The sequence below is a fragment of the Rhizobium sp. S96 genome, assembly GCF_030382195.1.
Classification (GTDB): Bacteria; Pseudomonadota; Alphaproteobacteria; order Rhizobiales; family Rhizobiaceae; genus Rhizobium.
The window spans coordinates 258,994-277,315 of the sequence record NZ_JAUDRY010000004.1 but is presented as its reverse complement, the minus strand read 5'-3'; the positions used below and the strand labels follow the sequence as shown (position 1 = coordinate 277,315).

The 18,322-nt window shown below is 61.1% G+C and carries 18 protein-coding genes; 7 read left to right on the top strand and 11 right to left on the bottom strand.

Annotated features, from left to right (window positions below; translation table 11 throughout):
* Positions 1 to 9: 9 nt before the first annotated feature.
* The 4 genes from QTL94_RS06180 to radA all read right to left on the bottom strand — a co-directional run bounded on the left by QTL94_RS06180 (position 10) and on the right by radA (position 4,614).
* Positions 10 to 750 (bottom strand): SDR family NAD(P)-dependent oxidoreductase, encoded by a 741-nt coding sequence (locus QTL94_RS06180; protein ID WP_289800920.1) that lies wholly within the window; start codon positions 748 to 750, stop codon positions 10 to 12.
* Positions 751 to 829: 79 nt separating this feature from the next.
* Positions 830 to 2,320 (bottom strand): amidophosphoribosyltransferase, encoded by a 1,491-nt coding sequence (gene purF, locus QTL94_RS06175; RefSeq protein ID WP_289800919.1) that lies wholly within the window; start codon positions 2,318 to 2,320, stop codon positions 830 to 832.
* A 170-nt stretch (positions 2,321 to 2,490) separates the two neighbouring features.
* Positions 2,491 to 3,117: a CvpA family protein gene (locus tag QTL94_RS06170; protein ID WP_113521662.1), complete on the bottom strand. Its 627-nt coding sequence runs from the start codon at positions 3,115 to 3,117 to the stop codon at positions 2,491 to 2,493.
* Positions 3,118 to 3,210: 93 nt separating this feature from the next.
* Positions 3,211 to 4,614, bottom strand: coding sequence for a DNA repair protein RadA (radA, locus tag QTL94_RS06165; protein ID WP_289800918.1), 1,404 nt, complete (start codon positions 4,612 to 4,614; stop codon positions 3,211 to 3,213).
* A 147-nt stretch (positions 4,615 to 4,761) separates the two neighbouring features.
* Here radA and QTL94_RS06160 point away from each other — a divergent pair, with 147 nt between their 5' ends.
* Positions 4,762 to 5,397, top strand: a complete 636-nt coding sequence (locus QTL94_RS06160) for a LysE family translocator (RefSeq protein ID WP_289800917.1) — start codon at positions 4,762 to 4,764, stop codon at positions 5,395 to 5,397.
* On the opposite strand, the gene alr is transcribed toward QTL94_RS06160, so the two are convergent.
* Positions 5,394 to 6,569 carry an alanine racemase gene (gene alr / locus QTL94_RS06155; protein ID WP_289800916.1) on the bottom strand — a complete coding sequence of 392 codons (1,176 nt, stop codon included), beginning with the start codon at positions 6,567 to 6,569 and terminating at the stop codon, positions 5,394 to 5,396. The genes QTL94_RS06160 and alr overlap by 4 nt on opposite strands.
* Before the next feature lie 179 nt (positions 6,570 to 6,748).
* On the opposite strand from alr, the gene QTL94_RS06150 reads away from it, so the two are divergent.
* From QTL94_RS06150 to QTL94_RS06140, 3 genes are all read left to right on the top strand, one after another.
* Complete coding sequence (locus QTL94_RS06150) at positions 6,749 to 7,570, top strand: AraC family transcriptional regulator (protein ID WP_289801060.1); 822 nt, start codon at positions 6,749 to 6,751, stop codon at positions 7,568 to 7,570.
* 71 nt (positions 7,571 to 7,641) lie between these two features.
* The gene (locus tag QTL94_RS06145) at positions 7,642 to 8,346 is read left to right on the top strand and encodes an AzlC family ABC transporter permease (RefSeq protein WP_289800915.1); all 705 of its coding nucleotides are present in this window, start codon (positions 7,642 to 7,644) and stop codon (positions 8,344 to 8,346) included.
* Positions 8,343 to 8,645, top strand: a complete 303-nt coding sequence (locus QTL94_RS06140; RefSeq protein ID WP_289800914.1) for an AzlD family protein — start codon at positions 8,343 to 8,345, stop codon at positions 8,643 to 8,645. The genes QTL94_RS06145 and QTL94_RS06140 overlap by 4 nt, the downstream gene beginning before the upstream one ends.
* Before the next feature lie 30 nt (positions 8,646 to 8,675).
* Here QTL94_RS06140 and QTL94_RS06135 read toward each other — a convergent pair whose 3' ends face one another.
* Positions 8,676 to 10,172, bottom strand: a complete 1,497-nt coding sequence (locus tag QTL94_RS06135; protein WP_065690023.1) for a replicative DNA helicase — start codon at positions 10,170 to 10,172, stop codon at positions 8,676 to 8,678.
* Positions 10,173 to 10,514: 342 nt separating this feature from the next.
* Between QTL94_RS06135 and QTL94_RS06130 the strand changes: the two genes are divergently transcribed.
* The 3 genes from QTL94_RS06130 to QTL94_RS06120 are packed head-to-tail and all read left to right on the top strand — an operon-like array spanning position 10,515 to position 13,716.
* Complete coding sequence (locus QTL94_RS06130) at positions 10,515 to 10,958, top strand: MarR family winged helix-turn-helix transcriptional regulator (RefSeq protein WP_113521667.1); 444 nt, start codon at positions 10,515 to 10,517, stop codon at positions 10,956 to 10,958.
* Positions 10,959 to 10,968: 10 nt separating this feature from the next.
* Positions 10,969 to 12,636, top strand: a complete 1,668-nt coding sequence (locus QTL94_RS06125; RefSeq protein WP_289800913.1) for an MFS transporter — start codon at positions 10,969 to 10,971, stop codon at positions 12,634 to 12,636.
* Positions 12,637 to 12,651: 15 nt separating this feature from the next.
* Positions 12,652 to 13,716: an HlyD family secretion protein gene (locus QTL94_RS06120; RefSeq protein ID WP_289800912.1), complete on the top strand. Its 1,065-nt coding sequence runs from the start codon at positions 12,652 to 12,654 to the stop codon at positions 13,714 to 13,716.
* A gap of 56 nt (positions 13,717 to 13,772) precedes the next feature.
* On the opposite strand, the gene rplI is transcribed toward QTL94_RS06120, so the two are convergent.
* The 5 genes from rplI to QTL94_RS06095 form a co-directional block, all read right to left on the bottom strand.
* A complete protein-coding gene (gene rplI / locus QTL94_RS06115) occupies positions 13,773 to 14,351 on the bottom strand; it encodes a 50S ribosomal protein L9 (protein ID WP_065690027.1) in 579 nt (192 codons plus the stop codon).
* A gap of 21 nt (positions 14,352 to 14,372) precedes the next feature.
* Entirely contained in the window at positions 14,373 to 15,356 is a 984-nt protein-coding gene (locus QTL94_RS06110; RefSeq protein ID WP_065690028.1) for a DUF2232 domain-containing protein, read from the bottom strand.
* 154 nt (positions 15,357 to 15,510) lie between these two features.
* On the bottom strand, positions 15,511 to 15,759 hold the full coding sequence (gene rpsR / locus QTL94_RS06105) for a 30S ribosomal protein S18 (RefSeq protein ID WP_007531286.1): 249 nt from the start codon (positions 15,757 to 15,759) through the stop codon (positions 15,511 to 15,513).
* A 12-nt stretch (positions 15,760 to 15,771) separates the two neighbouring features.
* Positions 15,772 to 16,230, bottom strand: a complete 459-nt coding sequence (rpsF, locus tag QTL94_RS06100) for a 30S ribosomal protein S6 (protein ID WP_037134580.1) — start codon at positions 16,228 to 16,230, stop codon at positions 15,772 to 15,774.
* A 269-nt stretch (positions 16,231 to 16,499) separates the two neighbouring features.
* Positions 16,500 to 18,257, bottom strand: a complete 1,758-nt coding sequence (locus QTL94_RS06095) for an adenylate/guanylate cyclase domain-containing protein (protein ID WP_289800911.1) — start codon at positions 18,255 to 18,257, stop codon at positions 16,500 to 16,502.
* Between the last annotated feature and the right edge of the window lie 65 nt (positions 18,258 to 18,322).

Below are 18,322 nucleotides of genomic sequence, written 5' to 3'. Positions count from 1 at the left end.
GACGCGTGCTTATTCCGGCAGTCGATAGTCGACCAGCTTGTTCTCGCGCACGACGAACAGCTTGCCCGTTTCCGTCACGTCAGGGCCGACCAGGGGCAGGATCGCCTTGGCGATTTCTGATGGGTGAGGCAGGGTTTCGGGGTTCTCACCCGGTACCGCCTGCGCACGCATTGCGGTGCGCGTCGCGCCCGGATCGACGCTGGTGATGCGCAGCGGGGTGCTCTGGCTTTCTCCGGCCCAGGTGCGGGCCAGAGCCTCGACGGCGGCCTTGGACGCGGAGTAGGGGCCCCAGAACGGGCGACACTTGTGAGCCGCGCCCGAGGAAAGGATTACGGCGCGTCCGGCGTCCGAGCGCGTCAGTAGCGGATCGACAGAGCGTATCAGGCGCCACGTCGCGGTGACGTTGATGTTCATCACCTTTTCGAAGGTCTTCGCTTCGACGTGGCCGATCGGCGAGATCACGCCGAGCACGCCGGCATTGGCAACCAGGATATCGAGCTTGCCCCAACGTTCGAAGATGGAGGCGCCCAGCGCGTCGATGGCGTTCATGTCGGCAAGGTCGAAGGGGACGAGCGTCGCGGAACCACCGATGGCCTTGATGGCGTCGTCGAGGTCCTCGAGGCCGCCCACGGTGCGGGCGCAGGCAATCACGTGCGCCCCGGCCTTTGCCAGTTCCAGCGCCGTAAAATAGCCGATGCCACGGGAGGCGCCGGTGACGAGCGCGATCTTGCCTTCAAGGTTTACAGTCATGGTCCCCCGGTTCCCCCGTAGCTGAAAAAGCAAGGGGCGCAATAAGCGCCCCTTGCTCAAATGTCAAAGCCAATGGCAATCAGCCGTTGGTCGCCAGCAGCGAAACCTTGCGGCCCATCGTCTCGCCTTCCTTGTCGAGGAGGCGGGTCGGGTAGTCACCGGTGAAGTAGTGATCGGTGAACTGCGGGCGGGCATCGTTGCGATCCTCGCCGCCGACAGCGCGATAAAGGCCGTTGATCGACAGGAATTCGAGCGAGTCCGCGCCGATATATTTGCACATGGCCTCGAGGCTGTCGTACTGGTTGGCCAGCAGCTTCTCGCGATCCGGCGTGTCGATGCCGTAGAAATCAGGATAGTAGATCATCGGGCTTGCGACGCGCAGGTGCACTTCTTTGGCGCCGGCATCGCGGATCATCTGCACGATCTTTAGTGAGGTTGTGCCGCGCACGACCGAATCGTCGACGAGCACGACGCGCTTGCCTTCGATCATTGCCCGGTTGGCGGAGTGCTTGAGCTTGACGCCGAATGCACGGATCTGCTGCGTCGGCTCGATGAAGGTGCGGCCGACATAGTGGTTGCGGATGATGCCGTATTCGAAGGGGATACCGCTTTCCTGGGCGTAGCCGAGGGCTGCCGGCGTGCCGCCATCCGGCACGGGAACGACGACGTCGGCGTCGACGGGCGCTTCCTTGGCAAGGTTGATGCCCATGTTCTTGCGCGCGACGTAGACGCTACGACCGCCGACGACCGAATCCGGACGGGCGAAATAGACATATTCGAACAGGCAGAGGCGCTCCGGCTGGCCGTTGCCGGCCTTGCGCGCATCGATCGAGATCGAACCGTCAGGCTGGATCTCGCAGATGATGACTTCGCCATTCTCGACGTCGCGGATGAATTTCGCGCCGATGATGTCGAGTGCACAGGTTTCCGAAGCGAAGATCGGCTTGCCGTCGAGCTCGCCCATGACCAGCGGACGGATGCCGGTGGGGTCGCGTGCTGCAATCAGCTTGGTGCGCGTCATGGCGAGCATCGAATAGCCGCCTTCCATCTGGCGGATCGCGTCGATGAAGCGGTCGGCCGTGGAGGTGTAGCGCGAGCGGGCGATAAGATGGAGAACGACTTCCGTGTCCGAGGTCGACTGACAGATGGCGCCGCCGGCGATCAGCTGGCGACGAAGCGTCAGGCCGTTGGTGAAGTTGCCGTTGTGGGCAATGGCGATGCCGCCGACTTCAAGCTCGGCGAAGAGCGGCTGCACGTTGCGGAGCGCGACTTCACCTGTTGTGGAATAGCGATTGTGGCCGATCGAGATATTGCCGGGCAGGCGGGCGAGGGTGGTTGGGTCCGTATAGTGATCGCCGACCAAGCCCATGTGCCGCTCGGAGTGGAAGCGCAGACCGTCGAAGGAGACGATGCCGGCCGCTTCCTGCCCGCGATGCTGCAAGGCATGCAGGCCAAGCGCCGTCAGGGTCGACGCATCGTCATGGCCAAGAATGCCGAAGACGCCGCATTCTTCGTGGAGTGTGTCTCCATCGAGTTCGTCATTGAGCGTCACGGGATAAGACTGGTTCATCGATGCGGGCCTTTGCTCTCACAAGAATGGATCGGCTTCCATAGCATGACGCCGTGATCATGCGTTTTAAACGGCTGAGGCCCGGCGGAGCGGATGCCCGGCCGGACCTTTATTCACGTTCCGCTCAAATGGCAATTGCCAGGTGGCGGGTCAAGCTGTTGAACACTGCGTCAATTAGACGGCTGCTGTGCACCATTTGCAGGGGCGGGCGCTGCGTCTTCGGCTGGTGCCTGGTCGGATGCTGGCGCATTGCCGTTCTCCGCGTTGCCGCCCTGCGGCTGAATTTTCTCCATCACGCTCGCCCGGACGACCTGCGCAAGTTCCGCCGGCAGCACGGACTGCAACTTGACGACCATCGAGTCCAGGAACGGCTTCGACTTGGCGTTGTTCACCCAGTTCGGGCGGTGGTCCACGTCCACGAGCCAGTTCCAGAAGGCGACGGCTACGACAAGAAGAAGTATGCCCCTAGCCGCGCCGAAGAGAAAGCCCAAAGTGCGGTCGAGCGCGCCGATACGGCTGTCGATGATGAAGTCGGCGATCTTCATGGTGATGAAGGAGATCACGATCAGCGCGATCAGGAACACCACGGCAGCCGAGCCGACAATCGCGATACGGTCGTCGTCGGTGTACTTCTTCGCGTAGGGGAGGATGTAAGGGTAAAAATAGTATGCGGCGGCTGCGGAGCCGCCCCAGCTGGCGATTGAAAGAACTTCGCGGGAGAAGCCGCGCACCATTGCAAGTACGGCGGAGAAAAGAACGACGCCGATAACAATACCGTCGAAAATCGTAATGGGCATATAAATTCTACTCCAGGACGGCCGCTTATCCGCGGCTCAGTCGCGCCTCATTGCGTGCTTCCTATATCATCACCGATAGCGGCGATGAAAGGATCAAACCTCATCTTCCACACGTCGCAGAGCGCCTTTCGATCCCGCGATCCGTGCAACCAGATCCGGCAGGCTTTCGATCTCGCTCCAGCGACCGCCCGTGCCCTTCGGCAGTTCGGCGGAACCCGACGGAAGCAGCGCTGCAGAAAAACCCAGCTTCTCGGCTTCTTTGAGGCGCTGGGTCGTGTGCGCAACCGGTCGAACGGCGCTCGACAGGCTGACTTCGCCGAAATAGACACAATCGGCGGGAAGGGCAATACCGGCCAGTGATGAAACGAGGGCCGAAGCGACCGCAAGGTCCGCCGCCGGTTCGGAAATGCGATAGCCGCCGGCAATGTTGAGATAGACGTCGTGCTGGCCGAGGCGGACGCCGCAATGCGCTTCGAGCACCGCCAGGATCATCGACAGCCGCGCCGAGTCCCAGCCGACGATCGCACGCCGTGGCGTGCCGAGCGATGTCGGGGCGACGAGCGCCTGCACTTCCACCAGGATCGGGCGCGTCCCTTCCATTCCGGCAAAGACTGCCGCGCCCGGTGATTTCTCGTTGCGCTCGCCGAGGAATAGCTCGGAGGGGTTGGCAACCTCGCGCAATCCCTTGTCCGACATCTCGAACACGCCGATCTCGTCGGTCGGCCCGAAGCGGTTCTTGACCGTGCGCAGGATGCGGTAGTGGTGGCCGCGATCGCCTTCGAAATAGAGGACGGCATCGACCATGTGTTCGACGACACGGGGGCCGGCGATCTGCCCGTCCTTGGTGACATGGCCGACGAGCACCATGGCTGCACCCGTCTGCTTGGCGAAACGGATCATCGCTTGGACACCGGTGCGAACCTGCGTCACCGTTCCCGGCGCGGACTCGGCAAGATCGCTCCACAACGTCTGGATGGAATCGATGATGACCAGGTCAGGACGCTTGCCTTCCGCCAATGTCGCCAGAATGTCCTCGACGTTGGTTTCCGCAGCAAGCAGGACGTCGGTATCGGCCGCTTGCAGGCGCTGTGCACGAAGCCGCACCTGCGCCACAGCCTCTTCGCCTGATACGTAGATGATCCGGTGCCCGCGCCGGGACAGCGCCGCCGCGCCCTGCATCAGCAGCGTCGACTTGCCGATTCCCGGATCGCCGCCGATCAGGACCGCCGAGCCGCGCACGAAGCCGCCGCCCAGTGCCCGGTCAAGCTCCGATATGCCGGTGTGGATGCGCGGTGCTTCCTCGATCTCGCCCGACAAGGCGGTGAGCGCCACGGCGCGGCCCTTCTTCGGCGTCTTTGCCGGGCCGCCGCCGATCCCACCCATGGGATCTTCCTCGACGATGGTATTCCACTCGCCGCAGTTCTCGCACTTGCCCGCCCAGCGGCTGTGGATGGTGCCGCAGCTTTGGCAGATGAATTGTGTCCTGGCCTTCGCCATTATTGCCGCTTTCCTTCGCAGGCGCCGGTTTGCCGGCTCGAATCAGTCGTGTCGCTCAAATAATCATTCGCGCCACGGATCAAAACTAATGATTTCCCTATCAGCGGCTGCGGTGGCATCTCTTCTCCACTATCTTGGAGTTGGAAGATGCTGGACTATTCTCTCGCGCACTGGATCACGTTTCTCACGGCGGCGGTGTTGCTCAATCTCTCGCCGGGGCCGGATATGGCGTTTATCCTCGGCCACACGGTCAAGAGCGGCATCCGTACCGGCTTTGCAGCGCTGTTCGGGATCTGGACGGGGGCGTGCCTGCATGTGGCGCTTGCGGCCTTCGGTCTTTCTGCCATCCTCGCCGCGTCGGCATTGGCCTTCTCCGCGGTAAAGTGGATCGGCGCGATCTATCTCGTCTGGCTTGGTATCCAGGCCTTGCGCTCGAATAGCGATGGCGGGCTGGTCAACGCCGCACGCGATGTCCTGCCGTGGCATCGTGTCTATCGGCAGGGAATTCTCGTGTCGCTGTTGAACCCGAAGGTCGCGATCTTCTTCCTGGCCTTCCTGCCGCAGTTCGTAGTGGAGGGCGCAGGGCCGACATGGCTGCAGCTCGCGGTCCACGGCGTCCTGATCATTGTCGTCGCCGCGTTCATCGAGCCGCCGCTCATTCTCGCCGGTGGTCGTCTCGCCAACCTTATCAAGCGCAAGAGGAGCATTGGCCTGTGGCTCGATCGCGGCCTTGGCGCCTTGCTGGTTGCGCTCGGCGTCAGGCTGGCGTTGACGGCGCGCTAGAGCGCTGCACCTTCGTCCTCGACATAACGGCGCTCATGCCGCAGCCCGATGCTGGTGAGGATTTCATAGCCGATCGTTCCGGCAGCGCGGGCAACGTCGTCGACCGGCATGTTCCTGCCGAACAGTTCGATGTAATCACCTGATCTTACAGAGTTTTCCGGAAGGTCAGTCACATCGAAGATCGTCAGGTCCATGGTGATCCGTCCGGCGACGGGCACCCTGCGCCCGGCGATGAAGCCCTGACCGCCCTGGGGAACGACCTGCCGCAAGGGCACGCCGCCGCTCGATTGGCTGCGCATATAACCGTCCGCATAGCCCGCCGAAACGATCGCAAGGCGACTGTCGCGCGTCAGTTGCATCGCCCGTCCATAGCTTACGGCTTCGCCCGCCTTGACGGTGCGAACCTGAATCACCCTGGCCTCCGCCGTCACCACCGGTCGCATCGGGTTGGCCATCCCTGTGACAGCTTCGCCTCCGTAGATGGTGATGCCGGGACGGGTGACGTCGAAATGATAATCGCTGCCGAGGAAAATGCCGCCGGAGGCCGCGAGGCTTGAATCGATACCTTCATAGGCGGCGCTAACCCTGCGGAATGATTCAAGCTGTTGCCTGTTGATCGGGGAGGTGTGGTCGTCTCCGCAGGTGAGGTGGCTCATGACAAGGACCGGCGAAAAGCTTGCCGGACGGGAGACGTCGTCGGCAAGTGCGATCGCCTCCTCCATGGGAAGGCCCAGCCGGTTGAAACCGGTGTCGATGTGCAGTGCGCAGGGATAGTCCCCGTAGTCGGCAAGAACGGCCATCCAGAAAGCTAGCTGCTCTTCGGACGAGATCACCGGAACGAGATCGTTTTCGAAGAAACGCCGCTCGGTGCCGGGCCAGATACCGGAGAGAACGAAGATGCGAGCTTCCGGCGCATAGAGCCTCAACGTCACACCCTCATCGACTGTCGCGACGAAGAAATCGCGCGCACCTGCCAGATAGAGGGCTTCACCCGCATCCTCGATCCCGGTGCCATAAGCGTCGGCTTTTACGACAGCTGCCGCACGCGCCTTTCCGGAGCGGCGTGCCATGTCCTTCCAGTTGTCGGTTAGAGCCGTCAGATTGACGGTAAGGCGCAAGCCGGCGGAATCGAAGGTGTTCTCGTCTTCAAAGGTATCGGAAAATTCTGTCATGGATGCGCCGCTGAAAAGGGGAATTGCAATGGAGACGCCAGTCTAAAGATCAATATGGCAAAGAGAAAGCGCTGGGGTAGGATATCCGCTCATTGATCACTTTTGTTCAAGACGCAAACCGAGCCTTGCGCTAAATAAGCGCTATGCAGAACATCTCGCAGAAACAGGCCGCGGAAGCGATGCCGCTCGCCAACGTCGAGAGAACACGCTTTTGGCGTGACCGAAGCTTCCGCGACATGGAATGTCTGACCGCCAGCTTCCTTACGCACGAATACGCGCCTCACGCTCACGACACCTTCAGTATCGGAGCGATCGAGAGCGGCAGCCAGATCGCAACGATGAAGGGCAGGCGGGAGGAGACCGGTCCCGGCGATCTCTACCTCATCGACCCAGGCGTCGTTCACGATGGCCATCCCGGTGGCGAGGGCTATCGCTATCGAATGATCTACCCGGATACGAAACTTTTCGTCGATATCCTCGAGGATGTGAGCGGCAAGGCGTTCAACGCGACGCCTTCGTTTCCGAGGGAGCTTCCTCACGATCCACAGATGGCGAGCGATTTTCACGCCGCGCATCGGGCACTGGAGAGCGGTGCAGGGGCGCTGGAATCCGAGGAGGGCATGTTCCGGGTTCTGGCCGCGCTGTTTTCGCGATACGGCAGCGCCATCGTCGTGCCTGTCGATACGCGTGAGCGCACCGCTGTTGGCCGCGCCCACGACTACCTGATCGATAATTTCGACACCGACATCGGTCTTGAGGAACTCGCGGAGGTCACGGGCCTCAGTCGCGCTCATCTCATCCGCGCGTTCCGCAAGGAATATCACATCACGCCGCACGCGTTTCTCACGGACAAGCGGGTGCGCGAGGCCAGAAAGCTGCTGCGCGCCGGATGGACGCCCGCGGATGTGGCAGTTCGCTGCGGCTTTGCCGATCAGGCCCACTTCACCCGGCATTTCAAGGCGCGCACCGGCACGACGCCGGCACAATACCGCGCAGGCTGATCACTTTCGTTCAATACGGCGGCTTCTCGTTCGCATAACACCTCCATTCCTTGAGACTACAGGAGGTCATGATGCTGAACCGGAAACAGGCGGCGGGCGAATTCTTCGCCGGAACGCGCGCCATCCTGCCATTGATTGTCGCCGTCATTCCGATCGGCCTGGTCTTTGGCGCCATATCGGCCACGAAGGGCCTGTCAACGCTGGAGGCGGCGCTGATGAGCGCGCTGGTTTTCGCCGGCGGTTCGCAGTTCGTCGCGATGGATATCTGGACCCATCCGGCAAGCTGGGCAGGCGTTGGCTTTGCTGCACTCCTCGTTAACATCCGGCACGTGCTGATGAGCGCCTCGATCGGCACCAAGATGCAGGCTTTCTCCGGCCTCGAGAAATACGCATCCATGTTGTTCCTAGCCGATGAACTCTGGGCGATGGCCGAGTTCCGGGCCGCCGAGACGCGCCTTACGCCATGGTGGTTTGCGGGTATCGCCGCGCCGTTTTATGCGGCCTGGGTCGGCTCGTCGGTTGCCGGCTCCTTGCTGGGGGCATTCCTCGGAGACCCGACCGTGATCGGACTGGACTTCGCCTTTCCCGCGGTCTTCGTCGTGCTCGTCATGGGCTTCTGGAAGGGGCGTGACACCGGCGCGGTGCTTGCCGCAAGCGGTCTCGCCGCGGTGTTGACGCATCAGTTCGTGCCCGGCGTCTGGTATATCGCCGCGGGCGCGCTTGCCGGGCTTGGTGCGGCTATGTGGACGGGCAGGACAAGGGAAGTCGCAGCGTGACCATCGATCTTCATACTGTCATCGCAATCGTCGCAATGGCTGCGGCAACCATCTTCACACGCGTCAGCGGTCTCGTTCTCATTCGTCACGCCACGATGAATGAGCAATGGCGGACGGCGATCGAAGCGATCCCGCCCGCGGTGCTGATGGCCGTCATCGCGCCAACTGCGTTTTCCACCGGCTGGGCAGAGACGATCGGCTGTGCGCTGACCGCGCTGGCTGCTCGACGCCTGCCGATGCTCGCAAGCGTCGTCGTTGGGGTCATCACCGTTGCCGCGCTGCGGGCAGCGGGCATCTGATCATGAAAGGCATTGAGGCGAGCCTTCGCCTCAATGTTCCTCGTACTGGGTGAACGATGGATCGGCGAGGTCGGCGAAGCGCGTGTATTCCGACTGGAAGGCGAGCTTCACCGTGCCGGTCGGTCCGTGACGCTGCTTGGCGATGATCACGTCGGCCGTGCCCTTCACCTTGTCCATATGCGCTTCCCATTCCGGATACTTCGGATCGTGGATGTCGCGCGGTTCGGAGTTCTTGACGTAGTATTCCTCGCGGAACACGAATAGCACCACGTCCGCGTCCTGCTCGATCGAGCCCGATTCACGAAGGTCGGAGAGCTGCGGGCGCTTGTCGTCGCGGCTTTCCACGCCACGCGACAGCTGCGAAAGTGCGATGATCGGAACGTTGAGTTCCTTGCCCAGCGCCTTGAGACCGGTGGTGATCTGGGTGATTTCCTGTACGCGGTTCTCGCCCGATTTGCCGGAGCCGGTCATCAGCTGGATGTAGTCCACCACGAGGCAATCGAGGCCGCGCTGACGCTTCAGGCGGCGGGCGCGGGCAGAGAGCTGTGCGATGGAGATACCACCGGTCTGGTCGATATAGAGCGGAACCTTCTGCATCATCATCGAGCAGGCGACGAGCTTTTCGAAGTCGGCGTCGTTGATGTCACCGCGGCGGATCTTCGAGGAGGAGACTTCCGTCTGCTCGGAGATGATACGCGTGGCGAGCTGTTCCGACGACATTTCGAGCGAGTAGAAGCCGACGACGCCGCCCTGCTTGGCCTTGAAGGAGCCATCAGACTGCACTTCGCCTTCATACGCGGCGGCGATGTTGTAGGCGATGTTGGTGGCAAGCGAGGTCTTGCCCATGCCAGGACGTCCGGCCAGCACGATCAAGTCGGACCGCTGCAGGCCGCCCATCTTCGAATCCAGCGAGTGGATGCCGGTCGAGATACCGGAGAGACCACCGTCGCGTTCCTTGGCGACCGCCGCCATGTCGATCGCCAGCGCGACCGCATCGTTGAACGCCTGGAAGCCGCCATCGTAGCGGCCGTTTTCGGCAAGCTCGAACAGGCGACGTTCGGTGTCTTCGATCTGCGACTGCGGCGGCATGTCGAGCGGCGCGTCATACGCGATGTTGACGACGTCTTCGCCGATGGTGATCAGCGCGCGGCGCAACGCCAGATCGTAGATCGCGCGGCCATAGTCTTCGGCGTTGATGATGGTCACGGCTTCGCGGGCGAGGCGGGCGAGGTATTCGGAGACCGTCATCTCGCCGACCTTGTCGTCGGCCTTCAGGAACGTCTTGATTGTCACCGGATTGGCAATCTTGCCCATGCGGATGATATCGCCTGCGACCTCGTAGATCTTGCGATGCAGCGGCTCGTAGAGATGGATGGGCTTGAGGAAGTCCGAGACACGGTAATAGGCGTCGTTGTTCATCAGAATGGCGCCGAGCAGCGCCTGTTCGGCCTCGATGTTGTTGGGTGCCTCGCGGTAGTGCTGCTCCGCTGGGGTAACCGCGGCAATCTTTCGAGCAACGTCGTTCATCTTGATCCGTTCTGTGTTTTCAAGCTTCGGGTGTGCAATCCACGCACGAGAAAATCAAGTGCAGCGCGGCAACAGGTCTGCTCGAGATTCGAATCCGCCGGGGCTTTGCCCGTTGTTCGACTTCTCCACAGCGGCACTTGCGGTGCCGCTGAAAATACCGAAAGTGTAACCGTCAGGACACGCGGGCAAAACGACTCACTGCGGTTCATCGTTCGTGATATTTTAGCTGTTTGACAGCTACCTTGCATCGAAAGTCTGCAATTTCAGACTTGAAAAGCCTCCAAAATCATTGTAGATAGCAAAGATATAATTAGTGCACTAATTAAATTGGAGCTGAACTTTATGGTGAATGCCACTCTCGGACGCGAAATCATTGAGGATCTTGCGGCTTTCAATCGAAAGCTCCGGGCGGCCTTCGATTCCCTTGTGCGCGAGCGGAACATGACGCTTCCCCGCGCTCGGGTGTTCTTCACCCTGAACAAGAAGGATGGCATCAACCAGCGCGAACTCGCCGACCGGCTCGAGCTCGAGACGCCGACACTGGTTCGCATTCTCGATGCCATGGAAGGGCAGGGCTTCGTTCAGCGACGTGTCGCGGGCAACGACCGACGCGCCAAGGAGATCTACATGACCGAGACCGGACGGGTGGTCGCGGGCGAGATCAACGATATTGCCGTAAATCTGCGTGCACAGGTGATCGACGGTATTTCCGAAGACGACTTGCGAACTACCTTGAATGTTATACGGGCCATGCAAGCCAACCTGCAGGGCATTCGCGAAGCGTGAGGGCCTTTGAATGAGCCTTGCCGAGAGCGCCAACGACAATGTCGCGCCCAAGCCCGTTGAACAGGCGGCTCAGCCTCAGCCATCGCCCGCGCCTCAGTCGTTAGCTCCCGCAAAACTACCCATCTATATCGTGGCGTCTGCTCTGTTGTTCCTCACACAGGGTCTCGGCATGAACCTTGTGAACGCGAATATCTATCAGCTCCAAGGTTCGTTCTCCGCCACCACCAACGAGATATCCTGGCTGTCCGCCGCCTATATGGCTCCCTATGCCAGCCTTTCGATCGCGCTGTTCAAGATCCGCACCCAATATGGACTGCGACGCTTCGCTGAGCTTGGGATCATCTGCTTCGTCGTTGCCGCTGCGCTCAATCTGCTGGTCACCGATCTGCATTCGGCCATCGTCGTGCGCGCCATCAGCGGCATGGCCGCAGCGCCGCTTTTGACCCTTGGCTTCCTTTATATGCTGGAGCCTTTTCCGCCGGAGCGGAAACTGACCGTCGGGATCAGCTTTGCGCTGACCTGCACGCTGTTTGCATCACCGGTTGCCCGCATCATTTCACCGTCGCTACTGCAGTTCGGTGGTTACAACGCGCTTTACATGTTCGAGATGGGGCTGGCGTTGATCGCGTTTGCGATCATCTACACGCTACCACTCACAGCGCCGCCGCGGGCTGTCGTTATCCAGCGTCTCGATATCCTGAGCTATCTGCTGCTGGCGATCGGCTTCGGCTGTCTCGCCGTCGTGCTGACGCTTGGCCGTCTCTACTGGTGGTTCGAAGCCCCTTGGCTCGGTGTCCTGCTCGCCATCTGCGTCGGGTCCCTTGCGCTGATGCTGGCAATCGAACTGCCGCGTGCCAATCCGCTGATCGATTTCCGCTGGGTGTTGTCAGGACCAAACCTGCGGATGGCGGGTGTGCTGCTACTCTTCCGCTTCGTTTCGTCGGAGCAATCGTCGTCCGCAGCCAGCTTTTACCAACAACTCGGGCTCCTCAACGATCAGACCGTCACGCTGTACGCGATCATCCTGGTCGCGTCGCTTCTCGGCGGATTGCTATGCGCGGCGCTGATGACCACACGCTATGTGGAAACCGCGCATGTGCTTGCCTTGGCCCTGATAGCGGGCGGCGCCTATATGGATAGCCAGTCGACGAGCCTGACGCGCCCCGAGCAGATGTATCTCAGCCAGGCGATGGTCGCAGCCGGAGCGGCCATGTTCCTGCCTCCTGTCATGGCAAGGGGGTTCAAGTCGGCGATGGCGCGCGGCACGCCGTTCATTGTGAACTTTCTGGCGATCTTCACCTTCACGCAGAGTATCGGATCGCTGTTTGCGTCCGCGGTACTCGGAACCTTCGTCACCATCCGCGAGAAGTTCCATTCGAATGTGCTGGTCGAACAGATATTGCTGCAGGATCCGATCGTTGCCCAGCGCGTGTCACAGCTGGCATCCTCCTATAGCAAGGTCATCACCGACAAGACGTTGCTTAATGCGGAAGGTCTGGCGCTCCTCGGTCAGCAGGTGACGCGCGAGGCTTTCGTCCTTGCCTACAACGATTCCTTCCTCGTCATCTGCTACGTCGCGCTACTCGGGCTCGCGCTCATCCTGCTTCACCAGTTGTGGCTGCGTGTGGTCGAGTGGGGGACAACGCGGCAGGTCGGCATCACCGCTGCTCAATCGTAATCTTAGAGTTCATTCATGTTCAGGTTTCTTCGCTCTCCGTCCACGCTCATTGCGCTTCTCGCCGGCATCGTCGGTGTTCTCCTCGTGCTCTATGCCTGGCGGTTACCACCCTTCGCGACGTCGGTGGAGACCACTGACAACGCCTATGTGCGCGGCTACGTGACGATCATGAGCCCGCAGGTCAGCGGCTATGTCGTCAACGTGCCTGTGAAGGACTATCAGCAGGTGAAGCAGGGCGATACGCTCGCAAAGATCGACGATCGCATCTATGCGCAGAAGCTGAGCCAGGCGCGCGCCGCCCTCGATGGCCAGAAGGCGTCGCTCGACAATTCGCGCCAATCCGAGTTGTCCGCCAAGGCAACGATTGCTTCTAGCGAAGCGCAAATCGACAGCGCGAATGCGGCGCTCAAGAGGGCACAACTCGCCTGGGATCGCGTAAGCAACCTCAACGACCGCGGCATTGCGTCGGCAAGCGAAACTGAGCAGGCGCAGGCGACACTGGAGCAGGCCAAGGCTGCGCTGAACCAGGCGCAGGCCGCACTGGAGGTGTCCAAGCAGAACCTCGCGACCATCATCGTCAATCGCTCGCTCCTGGAGGCAAACGTCGCGAGTGCGGAAGCGGCCGTCCAGCTTGCGGAGATCGACCTTCAGAACACCACCATCATAGCGCCTCGGGATGGCCATCTCGGAGAAGTCGGCGTTCGCCTTGGACAATATGTGACGGCGGGAACGCAGCTGATGGCGGTCGTGCCGGAGGATGTCTGGATCGTTGCCAACTTCAAGGAAACGCAGCTTGAGGGGATGCAGGCGGGGCAGCCGGTCTCCTTCTCCGTTGACGCGCTGGGTCGGCAGAAGCTGACGGGCCGCGTCGAACGCTTTTCGCCCGCCGCGGGCTCGGAGTTTGCGGTGATCAAGGCCGACAACGCCACGGGCAATTTCGTCAAGATCGCGCAGCGCATCGGCGTGCGGATCAGCATCGATCCGGGGCAGGAGCTGGCGAAGCAACTGACGCCAGGCATGTCGGTAGTCGTCAGCATCGACAAGAGCGCCGAGCCTGAGCAGGCGCCGGCACCACAATAGCAAAAAGGCCCGGCGTTGAACCGGGCCTTTCTGTTTCAGAGACTACTCTCCAAAAATCATGCTTCGTCTTCGAAGTTGCCGTCAGCTTCCGGATCGAAGAAGTCTTCCGGACGCAGAGCGTCTTCGTCAACGCCGTAGATCGCGTCAACGGAGGTGAGGGTTTCGCCCTTTGCCTGACGCTCAGCTTCTTCAGCCGAACGAGCGACGTTGAGCTCGATATGGATCTCGACTTCAGCGTGAAGCTGCAGTTCAACCTTGTGGATGCCGATCGCCTTGATCGGGGTGTTCAGGTGAACCTGGTTGCGGCCGATGTTGAAGCCTTCGGCAGCGAGGATTTCAACGACATCGCGAGCCGCGACCGAGCCGTACATCTGGCCGGTTTCGCCAGCCGAGCGAACGACGACGAAGGACTTGCCTTCGAGGGCGTCGGCAACCTTCTGGGCTTCAGACTTGCGCTCGAGGTTACGAGCTTCGAGCGTTGCGCGCTCGGATTCGAAACGCTTCTTGTTGGCTTCGTTGGAACGAAGAGCCTTGCCGAGCGGCAGGAGGTAGTTACGAGCAAAGCCGTCGCGAACCTTTACGGTTTCGCCCATCTGGCCGAGCTTGGAGATGCGTTCAAGAAGAATGACTTCCATTTGAGAGTTCCTTTCGTGTCTTTAGATTTTTGTGTCTGTCTGTTTGGGGGCATCGGCATCCTTGTTGGGGGTCAGTGCGATCGCCTTTCGGGTGTCGCCCAGGCCCAGGACCAGGATGAAGAAGGCTGGCAGCAGCAGAAGCAGCGAAGCCAGGTAGCAAAGGATGAGCGCGGGCAAGCGCCAGTCCTTGCCGCGCGTGCGAAAATGCAGTGCGGCGAAGCCGGAGAGCAGAAAGCCGGCACCGAACGTGCCGACGATTGTTGCTCCGACCATCGCTGGAATGCCGCCGAAGAAAGTGGCGGCGAGACCGACGAGGAAGACGAAGATCGAATTGCGGTTCATGCGCAGCGCCGACGGAATGTCCTCGCGCGGACGCAGGCCGCGGCCGGAGACGCTGACGATGCGCGACGCGACATAGTAGGCGGCAAACAGCATCAGAACCCACATGCCGCCCTGGATCGCCGGCAGCATCAGCAGGACCAACGATTTGGTCTGGGCGATGGTGGCCGCATCAGGGGCAAATTCGGACTGCTGCTGAGAGATCGAGCTGAACAGCGCATCGACCATGCGGTCGATCAGCTCCGGTCCGTAGCCGATCATGACGCCGACAACGATCACGGCGATGGTCACCAGCCCACACAGGTGCAGCAGAATGTCGGACAGCGGGTACCACGCCATCAGGTGATCCGGACCACCGAGCTCGGAAGCCGGGCGGGCAAGGTTTGCGAGATGGCTCAGCCATCCGGCCGGCAGCAGCGTAACCAGCGTCATCAACAGCGCAAAGGAAGGCGAGATGGCGATCGCACCGAGCACGGCGGCGGTAATGACGGAAGAGATTGCCGCCAGATTGCCCCAACCGAGGCCGACAAGAAGAATGGGAAGGGCGGAAGCAGCGTAAAGAACAGCACTGAACGACGGCTGCATGCTTGCGCCGAGCACCAGAAGTGCGGCGGTCAATCCGGCGAGCGCGCCGATGCCTAGCGTTTTTGTGTTCAGTTGGTTCACGGTCGCTGTCCTGCTTCATCAAGCAGTTAGAGGGTTCTTCTGAATCGATTTCAGAATGCCTCAACATGGGTTTTAAGAGTTCCGATCCGCGCCCATCGCGAAAGGGAGAAGGGAAGGCATTGCTGCCTTCCCTCGATTTGGTCTCGTCAGCTGATTAAGCGACGACGTACGGCAGCAGGCCGAGGAAACGAGCGCGCTTGATCGCCTGAGCGAGTTCGCGCTGCTTCTTCTGCGAAACAGCCGTGATACGGGAAGGAACGATCTTGCCGCGCTCGGAAATGTAGCGCTGCAGGAGACGAACGTCCTTGTAGTCGATGCGCGGAGCGTTTGCGCCGGAGAACGGGCAAGTCTTGCGACGACGGTGGAACGGACGACGAACCGGTGCGGAGGAAGATTCAGACATTCTCAGTTCTCCTTATGCACGGTCTTCGCGCGGAGCGCGATCAGGGCGCGGGCCACGCTGGAAGTCGCCGTCACGGCGCGGCGGACGATCGCCGAATTCGCGGCGCGGGCCACGGTCGCCGCCTTCACGCGGGCCGCGGTCGTCGCGGTCGCGCTTCTGCATCATGGCAGACGGGCCTTCTTCGTGGGCTTCAACAGCGATCGTCATGTAGCGCAGGACGTCTTCGCTGATGCGCATCTGACGTTCCATTTCCTGCACGGCAGCAGCCGGGGCGTCGATGTCGACGAGAACGTAGTGAGCCTTGCGGTTCTTCTTGATGCGGTAGGTCAGGGACTTGAGGCCCCAGTTTTCTACGCGCCCGACCTTACCGCCGTTAGCTTCGAGTACGCCCTTGTACTGTTCTACGAGGGCATCAACCTGCTGAGCGGAAATATCCTGTCGGGCAAGGAATACATGTTCATAAAGAGCCATGACAGCTTTGCCTTTCTTGCGTTTATTCACCCGATATTCGGCGGCTAAGCCTCAACGACTGCTCCTGAATGGGCGAACCCAGGCAAGAAAAGCGTTTCCGAGACGGTCGAGAGCGGAGACACGGGAGGCTGGAACGCTTCCGTTCCGACGATTCTCTTTCGAAAATCGGCCCTCCGTTCAGCCACCAGCCAGAAGACCGGGTTTGCGAACAGGGCGGCTTATACGGATTTTTGGCGGAAACGCAAGGGGCAGGGCGGAATGTCCTGCAATCAGCCCATGACGGGAAAGCCAGCCTTGCTCAGCCCGTCGCGAAAATGCGCATAGTGTCCGGCATGGACATAGGGCGTGAGGATCTTCCAGTAGTGCTCGATGTCGGCAGGAACATTCGCGAGCGTTTCCGGCAGCAGCCTGCGCGCATCGTCCTGACGGTTCAGTTGACCCAGACTTGCCAGAAACACCACGCGATTGAAATAGGCGCGGCGCAGGGAAAGTCCCCGCTCGGAATAGTGTGCCGCCTCTTCGTAGTTTCCGAGATGGTAGTGGGACAGCGCAATCCGATCGAGGATGAGATAGGTCAACGGGTCATGGGGGCTGAGGCGCAGCGCCATGTGGAGCGGATCCTGGGCCTGAGCAAAGTGCCCGGTGAATATCCTCGTCCAGCCGAGGACCATATGCGCGATCGCAAGATTCGGCGTGAGGTCGATCGCCTGCTGCGCCTCGGCAAGCGCCGCCGTTGCCCGCTGCACGACGAAATTGCCAAGGCACATCGCGTACCGGGCATAGGGATCGCGATCGTCGAGCGCCACCGCACGCTCGGCGGCGGCGCGGAGCTCGGTGCTATCCCTGTCGACATCGGTACTGAAGCCATGGAAGCATCGTGCATAGAGTGAGCGCGCCAGCAGCATGTGCGCGCGGCTGAAGTCGGGGTCCAGAGCGATGGCGCGGCGATGCCAGGCGATGGCCTCGGTGAAATGCTCCGACGTATCCTGCAGATTGTGCAGCCACATCCCGCGCATGTGGCATTCATAGGCATCGAGATTGTCGGTGGTTTTGAGCAGGGCGCGACTGCTCTCGCCGATCACTATCTCCGGCTCGATGGCACCGACAACGTGTTGGGTGAGTTCATCCTGGATGGCGAATATGTCGCTGATCTCACGGTCGTAGCGCTGCGCCCATAGATGAACGCCGGTTTCGGCCTCGATCAGCTGTCCCGTGACGCGAATGCGGGTGCCGGATCTGCGAACGCTGCCCTCGACGATATAGCGTACACCCAGCTCTCGGCCGATCTGCTTGGCGTCGACCGCGCGGCCCTTGTAGGCAAAGGACGAGTTTCTGGCGATGACGAAGAACCACCGATAGAGCGACAACGCCGTGATGATGTCTTCAGTGAGCCCGTCGGCAAAGAACTCCTGCTCGGGGTCGTCGGACATGTTGACGAAGGGAAGCACGGCGATCGACGGTTTGTCCGGCAGTGTTAAAGGGCCGCCGAGAGCACCAGTCTCCAAAGGGTCTTCACGATTCCAGTTTACCCGGTGCACGAGCACGGGACGAGGAATGTTCTTCAGCGTTCGCTCGCCAAGCCGAGTGATGGGGAAATCGAGCTTGCCCTCGATCTGGTCCCTGACCGTGCCGGAAATGCAGATGCCGGCGGGCTGGGCGACTTCCTGAAGTCGTGCAGCGACATTCACGCCGTCCCCGAGCAGGTCGCCGCCCGACACGACGACATCGCCAAGATTCAGGCCGAGTCGAAATTCCATTCTCCGGTCGGCGGGTAAATCGGCGTTGCGCCGATGCAGGGCGCGCTGGATGGCGACGGCTGCACGCACCGCGAGGACAGCACTGTGAAATTCGGCGACCACGCTGTCGCCGGCCGTGCCGAAAATCCGTCCCCCGTGCTCGGCAACCAAGTCGCCAATCGTTGCGGTGTAGACGGCCAAGGTCGCAAGCGTTTCTTCCTCGTTGGCTGCAACAAGGCGGCTGAAGCCGGCTACGTCTCCGGCGAGGATGACTGCGAGCTTGCGTTCCACGGCATGGGCGCTCCTGCAGTGTCGCGAGGGCGAGATCAGGCTAGCGCAAATGCGGAAATTCGAGA